12 protein-coding genes are annotated in these 10,316 nt (G+C 69.2%); all 12 read left to right on the plus strand.

All coding sequences use genetic code 11. The annotated features are described in order from the left end of the window. The first annotated feature begins 7 nt into the window (after positions 1-7). The 12 genes from ACN6LM_RS18085 (at position 8) to ACN6LM_RS18140 (ending at position 10,245) form a co-directional block, all read left to right on the plus strand. Positions 8-2,647: a Helicase associated domain protein gene (locus ACN6LM_RS18085; RefSeq protein ID WP_445066386.1), complete on the plus strand. Its 2,640-nt coding sequence runs from the start codon at positions 8-10 to the stop codon at positions 2,645-2,647. After that, entirely contained in the window at positions 2,640-4,127 is a 1,488-nt protein-coding gene (locus ACN6LM_RS18090; RefSeq protein ID WP_445066387.1) for an ATP-binding protein, read from the plus strand. The genes ACN6LM_RS18085 and ACN6LM_RS18090 overlap by 8 nt, the downstream gene beginning before the upstream one ends. 60 nt (positions 4,128-4,187) lie before the next feature. Further along, a complete protein-coding gene (locus ACN6LM_RS18095) occupies positions 4,188-4,694 on the plus strand; it encodes a roadblock/LC7 domain-containing protein (protein WP_445066388.1) in 507 nt (168 codons plus the stop codon). After that, positions 4,691-5,089: a DUF742 domain-containing protein gene (locus ACN6LM_RS18100; RefSeq protein ID WP_445066389.1), complete on the plus strand. Its 399-nt coding sequence runs from the start codon at positions 4,691-4,693 to the stop codon at positions 5,087-5,089. The genes ACN6LM_RS18095 and ACN6LM_RS18100 overlap by 4 nt, the downstream gene beginning before the upstream one ends. A 7-nt stretch (positions 5,090-5,096) precedes the next feature. Then, complete coding sequence (locus ACN6LM_RS18105; protein WP_445066390.1) at positions 5,097-5,696, plus strand: GTP-binding protein; 600 nt, start codon at positions 5,097-5,099, stop codon at positions 5,694-5,696. Beyond that, complete coding sequence (locus tag ACN6LM_RS18110; protein WP_445066391.1) at positions 5,696-6,340, plus strand: GAF domain-containing protein; 645 nt, start codon at positions 5,696-5,698, stop codon at positions 6,338-6,340. The genes ACN6LM_RS18105 and ACN6LM_RS18110 overlap by 1 nt, the downstream gene beginning before the upstream one ends. 35 nt (positions 6,341-6,375) lie before the next feature. After that, entirely contained in the window at positions 6,376-7,608 is a 1,233-nt protein-coding gene (locus tag ACN6LM_RS18115; RefSeq protein ID WP_445066392.1) for an acyl-CoA dehydrogenase family protein, read from the plus strand. Positions 7,609-7,655: 47 nt separating this feature from the next. Then, entirely contained in the window at positions 7,656-8,147 is a 492-nt protein-coding gene (locus ACN6LM_RS18120; RefSeq protein ID WP_445066393.1) for a DNA-binding protein, read from the plus strand. Positions 8,148-8,209: 62 nt separating this feature from the next. Next, positions 8,210-8,779 carry a hypothetical protein gene (locus ACN6LM_RS18125; protein WP_445066394.1) on the plus strand — a complete coding sequence of 190 codons (570 nt, stop codon included), beginning with the start codon at positions 8,210-8,212 and terminating at the stop codon, positions 8,777-8,779. Positions 8,780-9,051: 272 nt separating this feature from the next. After that, complete coding sequence (locus ACN6LM_RS18130) at positions 9,052-9,666, plus strand: LuxR C-terminal-related transcriptional regulator (protein WP_445066395.1); 615 nt, start codon at positions 9,052-9,054, stop codon at positions 9,664-9,666. Next, positions 9,663-9,932, plus strand: a complete 270-nt coding sequence (locus tag ACN6LM_RS18135; RefSeq protein ID WP_445066396.1) for a DUF6082 family protein — start codon at positions 9,663-9,665, stop codon at positions 9,930-9,932. The genes ACN6LM_RS18130 and ACN6LM_RS18135 overlap by 4 nt, the downstream gene beginning before the upstream one ends. A 127-nt stretch (positions 9,933-10,059) precedes the next feature. After that, positions 10,060-10,245, plus strand: a complete 186-nt coding sequence (locus tag ACN6LM_RS18140; RefSeq protein WP_393767893.1) for an FxLD family lanthipeptide — start codon at positions 10,060-10,062, stop codon at positions 10,243-10,245. The last annotated feature ends 71 nt before the right edge of the window (positions 10,246-10,316 follow it).

The raw sequence follows: 10,316 nt of genomic DNA on the forward strand, positions 1-10,316 counted from the left end.
AGGAATGATGTCGACGACCACACGGCCTGCGCTGTGGCCTCACCAGCGTGAAGCGGTCGACGCCCTGATGACGGCGTTCGAAAAGGCGGAGCGCGCCACGGCGGTGATGGCGTGCGGCACCGGGAAGACCCGGACTGCTGCTGCATGTGTCCGCGCTCTGGGAGAACGGCAGAAGGTCGGCCGGGTCCTGATCGTCGTGCCGTTCCTGGAGCTGATCACCCAGACGCTCAGAGACTGGCGGGAGGTCCTCGGCGATGCGGGCATGGGTCGCATCGTGGCCGTGTGCTCGGACAAGGACGTGCTGGACCACCGGTTACACCTTGAGACGCAGCGTGCCACGGTGACCACCAGCGCCGCCGACCTTGCCCGGTTGACCAGACACCCTGGGCAGATCACCGTCGCGGCCACCTACGCGAGCCTGCCTGTCATCGCGGCGGCTCACGACGAATTCGGCCTGCCGATGTGGGACCTGATCATTCCGGACGAGGCGCACCGGACCGCCGGCCCGGCGCACAAGGCATCCGCCATGATCCACAGCAACGCCTTCATCCCAGCAGCGCGCCGCCTGTACATGACCGCCACACCGAAGATCCTCACCGGGGCGGGTGACGACACCCTCAGCATGGATGACGAGAAGGTCTACGGCGAGGTGGCGTACCGCCTGGGATTCTCACGGGCGATGTCCCTGGGCCTGCTGGCCGGCTACCGCATCGTCGTGCCTGTCGTGACCGACGAGCAGGTGCGCGCTGCGGCCGACAGCATGGAGGGGGACTACTACCAGAGCGGCGGTTCAGCGGTATCGCCCGCCGTGCTCACCACTCAGATCGCCATCCTGCGCGCCGCGCACGAATACGGGCTGCGCAGACTGCTCACCTTCCACAACCGGGTTACCTCAGCGCGATGGTTCGCGAGCACGCTCCCGTACGCGGTCGAGCATCTGGAGCCCTCGGTCCGCCCGCAGCTCTCGGTCGACCACGTTCACGGGGGCCAATCGCTGACGGCCCGCCAGGAAGCCCTCTCGCGTCTGCGGGCCGAGGACAGCTCTCTCGTCGTGATCACGAACGCTCGTGTCCTCGGTGAAGGGATCGACGTACCGGCCGTGGACTCCGTTTGCTTCGTAGACAACCGGGGGTCGGCCGTCGACTGCATTCAGGCGGTCGGTCGCGCCCTGCGGCGCGGGACACGCCCCGGGCCGAAGACCGCCACCGTCATCGTGCCCGTCCGGCTCAAGCCCGGTGAGGATCCGGAGGCCGCACTGGGCACGTCCACCTTCGCCGCGGTGTGGCAGGTTGTACGGGCACTGTCCGCACACGACGAGGGCCTTGCCCAGCGCCTCGTCGAGACGCGCAGAACACTCGGCGCCCGCCACAAAGACAGTTCCGAGCACGCGCACGAACCCGACGATGCCCCGGACGCTCTGGCAGTTCCGGACTGGCTCCGGATCGACGGCGTCCCCGTCCCAACTGGATTCGCCAGGGCGATCACGGTACAGACCGTTCGTGCCACAACGAGCTCGTGGGAGGAGTACTACGGCGCCGCCCGCTCCCACCAACAGGTCCACGGCACCGTGGACATCTCCCAGGACTGGGTCACCTCCGACGGGATCCGGCTGGGGAACTGGTGGCATCGGCAGCGCGTCGCCTTCAACGCGGGTCGCCTGGATTCGAACCGGCGCAGGCTGCTGGAGAAGCTCGGCATGGTCTGGGAGCCGGCGCACGCGTCGTGGGCGGTCACTTTTCAAGAGGTGAAGCGCCTCGCCCTGAAGCAGGGCCACTTCGCGTTCAACGAGAACCTCCTGACGTCCCACGGCACGGTCGTCCTCAACTGGTGCACCCTGCAGCGCACTCGACGCCGCGCGGACAAGCTGTCGGCTGAACGCGTCGAAGCGCTCACCGCGATCGGCTTCCCCTGGGACGGCGCCCAGGACCGCTGGATGCGCCGCTACGGCGAGCTGAAGATGATCTACGACCGGCGCGGCAGCCTGCTGCGCCTCGGCGCCGCCACCCGCGAGGCCAGGTGGCTGGAAGGCCAGCGAGCCGCCCACCGAAAGGGCCGCCTCGCCTCGTGGCAGGTCGACCTCCTGGCGGAGGTAGGCATCGAATTCAACAACACCAGCCGACGAGATGCCGCCTGGCGCACGACGTACCAGGCCCTGCTCGCCTTCCACGCCCGGACCGGACACTGGGTCGCGCCTGCGGACCTCGTCACCGCCGACGGGATAAGCGTGCGCTCCTGGACACGCGCCCAGCGCAGCAGGAAAAGGAACGGCACACTCCCCGCCGCACACGAGGCACTGCTGAACCAAGCCCGCTTCCCGTGGGATCCGGTCCAGGAACGCTGGGACGCACGCTATGACGAGCTGCAGCGCTTCCACACCGCACACGGGCACCTCAACCTTCCGACCGGTGCGCTGAACAGCTGGCTTTATCAGCAGCGCAAGAAGGCCCGGCAAGGAACCCTTCCCGCCACCGCGGAACGACTTCTCCTCGCGATCGACGCGCGGTGGTACGAGCCCGCACCTCCCAACTCGGGCCCCCACTCACCCGACCCGGGTCCCGGTCCCGAGCCCTACCGGCCGGATCGCCACGGCCATGACGCTCCGGCACGCCTGATCGCCCCGACCCCTGACGAGGACTCCCATGCCTGACAGCGCCTTCCCGCAACGGCCGGGCGTCGGCCACCGCAGAGGTCGCGCACCGCGTGCCGACGCGGTCGTGCTGCGCCGTGCCCGGCTAGCAGTGGCGCTGCCTCTGGTGGTCCTGGCCTCCGTGCTGACCGCTGCCCTATCCGCTTGGTCGTTCTCCGTAGTGGGAACGGGCTGGGCCGTGCTGGGCCTCGGTGCCGGGCTGGTCGTAGTGGCGCTGGTGGCCGCCCGCGCGGCCCGTACGGTCGCGGCCTCCGTGCACACCACGGTGACCGAGGCACGCACCGACACGCTCGCAGCGATCGAAGCGGCGGCGACGGCCGTGGAGAAGTCGCTGCGATGGTCGGTGGAGGAGCTGTGCCGAGGAGGGCGCCCGCCCGTCCCGGAGACTCACTCCCTTCGCCGTGACGACCCGAACGCCGGAGTCCTCGACATTCTGGGCGCGCTGCAGGCACAGGCGATCACCTCGCTCATGCGTGTGCACGACGAGTCGCAGTCCGTCCTCTTGCTGGACGTTCTGCGCCGCCTCGCCCAGCGCGAACACGCTCTGGTCGGCAAGGCTCTTGAGGCGCTGACACAGCTGGAGAAGCTGACCGACGACCCGGAACTGCTGCACACGAGCTTCGAGATCGATCACCTCGTGACGCGGATACGCCGCCACGTCGAAAGCACCGCCGTGCTGGGCGGACAGTCCCTGCGTAGCGCACGCCGGCCCGTGCCGCTCGCCACCGTGCTGCGCGGCGCGGTGTGCGAGGTTCTCCAGTACCCGCGCGTGAGCGTCGCTGCCGGTTCCGCCGGCGCCGAGATCGGCCTGCCCGGCCACGTCGGGCCGGACCTCACACACCTGCTGGCCGAGCTAATCGAGAACGCGCTGGAGTGCTCCGATCCGGCGACGAAGGTGATGGTGCGCGCGCAGCGGGTCGCCGCCGGGCTGGCGATCGAGGTCGAAGACCGAGCCGTCCCCATACGTCCGCAGGTCCGGGACCAGATGAACCGCCTGCTCGCAGCACCGGACCGGGTGGACGTCAGCAACCAGGTCCGGGCCGGACAGCTCGGTCTCCTGGTCACCGCGAAGATCGCCCAGGCGCACGGCATGACCGTACGCCTGCAGGAGAACGTCCTGGGCAGCACGAACGCGCTGGTCGTCGTACCGGACCAACTCCTGGTCGCCCTCCCCTCCGTCCAGGACCCAGGCGCGTCACCGAGCGTTGCTCGGCCCTCCGTGGTCCCGCCTCCGGCAACGCACACTCCCGCGCACGCCGTCGCACAGGCGTGGATATCCCAGGGGACGGACCCCGCGGCAGATCCGCCCCCGCTGCCCACTCGAAAGCGTGCGGCCGAGGCGTTGGGCCTCCCGCCCGAGCGGGAGCGTGTCACGGCGTCCCCCCCGACGCCGGGGATCGCAGGCTCCTTCCGCGCCGGCCTGAAGGCCGGCACGGATGCCGACTCCCCTCCCGCGTCGACGCAGCAGACCGGCCACTGAAACGCACGCCCTCGCCCCCGCCCCCACCAACATCCCGCCCTTCCCCCTGGAGTGATTCCTATGAACCCCCGCCCCGAGATGAATGACGTGAGTCGTGAGCCCTCCCCTCACAAGGCCGCGGCCTACGAACAGCAGGACAACATGGCCTGGATGCTGCGACAGTTCGTCGCCGACACCGCAGGCGTCACGCACACCGTCTTGCTGTCACGAGATGGACTTCGGCTGCTGGACAGCGACATCGAGAAAGACTGGGCGGACCAGCTGTCGGCTGCCGTCTGCGGCCTCGCCTCCCTGGCGGCGAGCATCCCCGGCCCGAACAACACGAGGAGCCCGGCCGGCCAGATCATCGTCGAGCGGGGCGACTGCCTTCTCTTCGTGCAGAGCGCCGGACGCAGCGCGCTCTTCGAATCCCTGCCCGGCGGCGCCGTGGACACGGTCCTGGCCGTCGTCGCCACCACGGACGCCGAGCCCGGCGCAGTCGGGTTCGCCATGGGACGCCTGATCACCAAGTTCTCCCCGCTCATGCTGATTCCCGTCCGCGCCGACGTGGGGGCTGAGGTCAAGTGACCGAGGGCGACCGTGAGGAGTACGTGCGGGCGTACGCCCTGACAGGCGGGCGCACCCTGCCCCGGCACGTCCTCGCTTTGGAGACCGTGGTGGTCGCGGGGCCGAGCCGCCCCGGGCCCGCGCACAGCCACGAGTACGAGGAGATCCTCGCCCTGTGCCGGGAGCGCCGACGCTCGGTGGCGGAGCTGGCGGGCGTGCTGGCCCGCCCGGTCACGGTCGTGAGAATCCTCGTGTCGGACCTCCTGGACGGCGACGCACTGACGCTCCCCGTCACCACGCCGTACGACGCGGCCGGCAGCGAGTCGGAGGCTCCCTCCACGCAGCTGCTCGTGGCCCTCGCCGCCGGCCTGAAACGCAGGTGGCCCGATGCTGACACCTACCGACGAGCCGGGTGAACCGACCATGCATCACACGACGTTACCCAGCCGGGCCAGCGAGCCGGTGGTGGTGAAGATCGTGATCGCCGGAGGCTTCGGCGCAGGCAAGACGACCGCCGTGGGCGCGGTGAGCGAGATCACCCCGCTGAGCACCGAGGAGTACCTGACACAGGCGAGCGCGGGCGTGGACAGCCTGGCGGGCGTCGAGTCGAAGGTGACCACCACGGTGGCCTTCGACTTCGGCCGGCTCACCCTGCCCGACCCACCCATGCCCATGGAGTTGTTCCTGTTCGGCACACCCGGCCAGGACCGGTTCGGATCCCTGTGGCACGACCTCTCCCGCGGCGCCGTCGGGGCGGTCGTCCTCGTCGACACCCGACGCCTCGAAGCCAGCTTCGCCCCCGTCGACTTCTTCGAGCGCCTCGACCTGCCTTTCGTCGTAGCCGTCAACGAATTCGACGGAGCGCACCGCTACCAGCCCGACCAGGTCCGCGCTGCGCTCGGCCTCGCCCCCCGCGTACCCGTGGTCACCTGCGATGCCCGCACCCCCGCGCACGTCGCCGGTGTCCTGCTGACCCTCATCGACCATGCCATGCGGCCCACACCCACGAGGCAGGATGCCTGATGTCACCTCACCCCACCGACCCCCTCCTCACTCCCCCTTCACTGCCCCGGCGCGCCACGGGCGACGCCGGACGCGGACCGTTCGCCTCGCCCCCCACCGGCGCCCCCGCTCCGCAGGCCGCACACGCCGAACTGGTCGAACGCTACGCACTGTTGGACAACCTGGGCGTGCCCCTCGCAGGAAGCGACGACTACGACGCCATCGCCCGCGACATGGCCCACCGGACAGGGTTCGCGTATGGGTTCGTCAACCTCTTCCTGAACGAACAGACGTTCATCGGCCTGCACCAGCCGGACCCGGGCAGCGGGTACGTGATCGTCGGCCGCACCATGAGCCGCGACCACGGCTGGTGTCCCGAGGTGATGCACCGCAAGAAGGCCCTTCCGCTGCCGGACGTGCACGCCTCCCCCCGTTTCAGCGGCAACGCGGTCGTCGATGCGGTCGGCATCCGCTCCTACTTCGGAGCACCGCTCATCCACGAGAGCGGGGTCGTGCTCGGCACCGTCTGCGTCATCGACCCCGAACGGCGGCCCCTGAGCGACGCGACGCGGATCAGGGACGCCGTCATCGACACCGGTGCCCAGGTGATGGAGGACATGACCCGCCCGCCCGCCGACCCCTTCCACACCATTCACAGACCGTAGGCGCACCGCCACTTCACCGGGGATTGGAGAGGACCATGACCGCGACCACCACACCTCCGCCGACGTTGCGCCCGTTCCTCAGCGACCGCCACGAGCAGTTGTGGATCGAGGCGGACGCCTTCGCGGCCGACCACGTCGCACCTCGTACCGCACGGATGGAGGCTGCCCCGGGAAGGGTGGAGCGCAAGATCACCGGCCTGATGGCCGCCCGGCGGTGGTTCGCCGTCACCGTCCCATCAGCCTTCGGCGGCATGGGGTACGACCACGTCGCCAGGACGCTCCTCATCCACCGCATCGCCCGGGTTTCCGGAGCCGCGGCGGCCATCCTCCAGGCCACCCTGATCCCCGTCGGCGCGATCATGAACTTCGGCACCCCCGGGCAGAAGCAGCGCTGGCTGCCACCGGTCGCGGACGGATCCGGGCTGCTCTCGATCGCCGTGACGGAACCGTCGGCCGGCGGGCACATCGGCGGCATCGAAACCTTCGCCGAACGCGACGGCAACGACTGGGTCATCACGGGCGCCAAAGCGCACATCGGCAACAGCCACCTCGCGAAGACCCACCTCGTCATCGCACGGACCGACGAAGGGGTACGCGCGGACAGGGCGTTGACCGCCTTCATGGTCGAATCCAGCCGCCCAGGGGTGTCCGTCGCGACCCATCGCCCCGGACTGGGCCTGCGCGGCTTCTCCGCCGGCCGCCTGGACCTCGACCGCGTCCGCGTCCGCGACGACAACCGCGTGGGCGACGTCGGTCAAGGGCTCGACGTGGCGCAGAGCAGCAGCATCCTGTACGGCCGGCTCAACTTGGCCGCACTCAGCCTCGGCCTCCATGAGGCCGCCTTGGCGGCCACGACCGCGTACCTCAAGGCGCGCCCCCGGTACGGAAGCACCCTGTCTGACCTCCCCGTGCTGCGAGGCCGGATCGGCGGCATGGAAGCGCGCCTGCGCGCGGCTCGGACGCTGGCCTACCAGGCCGCGTGCTGCCTCGATCAGGGACTCCCCTGCGACCCCGACCTCATCACTGCCAAGCTACTCGGCCACCAGTGGGCCGCCCAGTCCGTTCAGGATGCGATGGAGCTGCACGGTGCCCACGCCCTGGACACGGACTACCACTTGCAGCGCATGTGGCGCGATACCCAGCACCTCTACCCGCCTGCCGGAACCGGCGAGGTCCAGCGCATACGCCTCGCCGAGGAAGCCTGGGGCGAATACCAGCAGCAGTGGTCAGAGCGCTTTGCCACCCCGTCAGGCCCGGCCACCCCGTGAACCGCGGCACGCGGCACTTCGCCAACCCATCCGAGAAAGAGACATCCGTGACCTTGCCCATGAAGGACAACGCGCCGATCACACCGCTGAGGCCGGCACTGAAGAACGTCGTCAAGCACCTCATGGAGAACCTGACTCTGCGGGAGATCGCCGCACCCAGCGCCATGGCGTACGAGACGGTTCGCGGGTACGTCCGGGAGGTGCGTGCGGCCCTCCACTGCCCGCCTCGCTGCAAGCTGCACGTCATCGTGCATATGGCACTGGCCGCTGGGCAGATCGCTCCGCCCGCGACACGTCGGCGGGTGCCCGACCTCGACGCCCAGCAGAAGCTGCTGCTGATCGCGGTCGCGACGCACAGCACCCGGTATGAAGTGGCGCTCGCAGCCAAGATCGCCCCCGTGGACCTCGAGCCCGCGGTCGACGCGCTGCTCCGCGACACTGGCGCCGCCCATGTCATGGAGCTCGTCGTCCTCGGGCATTCCTGGGGCCTGCTGGGCGCCCAGGAGCCCGGCACGGTAAAAGGCGAGGCAGACCAGTGACGGCATCCACATCGCCCGCCACTACGGCGTCGTGCTCCGGGGACGTTTACAGGGTACGGCCCGTGTACGAGATGCGTCTTCTTAGCACCGGCGCCGAACGAGCCGAGGCCGCAGCCCTCGTCCAGGACCGTCAGCACGGGCTCACGCAGCGCGGCCTGGTTGTGCCCACCCTTGTCGATGTCCCGGCGAAGTTCCGAGACCCGCAGACGCCGGCAATCGGGCTGTTCGAGGACGGGCTACTGCTGGCCTGCATGATCCCGCATGCCCTGGACGACCTCTACTGGGGCACCGGGCCGTGCCTCTTCCTGGACCACATCCACACCCTCCCCGACCACCCTGACGACCTCGCCCGGCTGATCACCCTCTGGGCCTCCGACTGCGCAGCCCGGCACGACCTGCCGCTCGTCCGAACAGAAATGCTTGCCTGCGGTGACCTCCTGGCCGAGCCCCTTGCCAGCCTGCTGCGTCGGCTCATTGACCTTGGCTGGGACCTGCGCGGCGCGGGCCCCGGACGAAATGGTGATCGAGCCGCCCGCTTTGACCTTCGCGCCGAGCAGCGATCCGGGTTGAGCGCACTGATTGGCTGCCGCGTCGAGCTGCACGGGGCCCCAACCGGGCAGGCCAGCAAATGAACCCCCGTAGAGCCCCAGCAGCCGGACCTCGACTGCGAACTCATCACGCTCTCAGCCCAGTCGGCGGATCGTCGGACCGGGCGCATACGCAACCAACTCGACGGCATCGAGGTCGGCCTAAGTCGTCAGAAGGGCCTGAAGTCCCTTGGCCTCGTCCCACCCACCAGCCCTCTGCCTGCGCCGGTCTGTCGTATCGATCACAGAGGCTTCATAGCGCGGACACCAATGCGAAATTTGGTCATATTGTGACTATCCCGGCGGAAAGAACATCCGTGGCAGTGCATGCGCAGGACCCCATCTCGCGCGCCGGAGTCGTAAGCCAGCTGCGCGCCCGCCCGGAGGTCACGCTGGAGGACTGGGCAGAGGGCGCCAACGAGGCACCAGAGATCCTGCTGCTGGTAGCGGATACGGTCGATGACGAGGTTCTACGACTTCTACGGTATATCCAGCGTTCCACCACAGCCCGGACCGTGCTGGTGGTAACGGAGATCGACGAGCAGCGGCTCGCGAACGCCGCCGAGTGCGGGGTCGCCGGGATACTGAGGCGCTCCGCCGCGACCCCGGAACACCTGGTGGATGTCATCGGCGCGGTGGCGCAGGGTGCCGGTCACCTTCCGCCGGACCTGATAGGCACTCTTCTGGGAGAGGTCGCCCGTCTCCAGAGCAAGGTACTCGGCCCTAGGGGCCTGCACTTCTCAGGTCTCTCGGAACGCGAAGTCAACGTGATGCGCCTCGTGGCCGAAGGCCACGACACTTCCGAGATCGCGCACCGGCTGGCCTATTCCGAACGCACCATCAAGAACGCGCTACACAGCGTGATGACGCGACTCCAGCTTCGCAACCGGTCCCACGCCGTGGCGTACGTGCTGCGCCAGGGGCTCATATGAGCGTCCGTGAATACATGTCGCTGCTGGCGGCCAACCAGCTGATCTGCGCTCTCAGCCTGCGTGACCGTCTTGGCCTTGTTCACGAGGGGCAACTGCCGTTCCTCGCTTCGATGGCCATGTCCAACGAGGTCTGCCAGCGCTACTGGAAGCGGTTCGGCGGCCTCCGAGCCCAGGAGGCCGAGGGCGATAAGCGGGCCGAGCACTTCACCCGAGTGCTGGACGAGGCCGCTAGCACTCTCCTGCGGGCGCGGGCCGCTACGTCCTGAAGGCACCACACCCACTCCCAGGCGAACGACTGCTCAGGCGCTCTCGCCGCTCGTCGACGTCTGGTAGCAGACCCCGAGGTCCGACCGGGTCTCGGCATCCCGCACCACCCACTTCTAGGAGGCATGTGTGACCGCCATCCAGGCCGAGAGGCCGACCCCTTCCGCGCAAGAGGACCGCGTGAAGGGCGATGCCGACCCGTTCGGGCTCGACATCACCTTCATCGAGGGCACGCCGGCAACCGAGACGGTCCTGATGTGCAGCACGGGCGACACCTGCGGCAGCTCCTGCCCCAGCGCCTGCACCACCTCGTAAGCCGGGACAACCCGGCGACGCGGGCCGGGCGGCGGCATCCGTACGACGTCGGTGCCGGTGGACGCGGGCGC

The organism is Streptomyces sp. SAS_281 (assembly GCF_052542855.1).

Excerpts from the sequence above, each read along its gene's own strand:
- ACN6LM_RS18085 (WP_445066386.1), top strand. The coding sequence starts at position 8 with ATGTCGACGACCACACGGCCTGCGCTGTGGCCTCACCAGCGTGAAGCG.
- ACN6LM_RS18090 (WP_445066387.1), top strand. The coding sequence starts at position 2,640 with ATGCCTGACAGCGCCTTCCCGCAACGGCCGGGCGTCGGCCACCGCAGA.
- ACN6LM_RS18095 (WP_445066388.1), top strand. The coding sequence starts at position 4,188 with ATGAACCCCCGCCCCGAGATGAATGACGTGAGTCGTGAGCCCTCCCCT.
- ACN6LM_RS18105 (WP_445066390.1), top strand. The coding sequence starts at position 5,097 with ATGCATCACACGACGTTACCCAGCCGGGCCAGCGAGCCGGTGGTGGTG.
- ACN6LM_RS18110 (WP_445066391.1), top strand. The coding sequence starts at position 5,696 with ATGTCACCTCACCCCACCGACCCCCTCCTCACTCCCCCTTCACTGCCC.
- ACN6LM_RS18115 (WP_445066392.1), top strand. The coding sequence starts at position 6,376 with ATGACCGCGACCACCACACCTCCGCCGACGTTGCGCCCGTTCCTCAGC.
- ACN6LM_RS18135 (WP_445066396.1), top strand. The coding sequence starts at position 9,663 with ATGAGCGTCCGTGAATACATGTCGCTGCTGGCGGCCAACCAGCTGATC.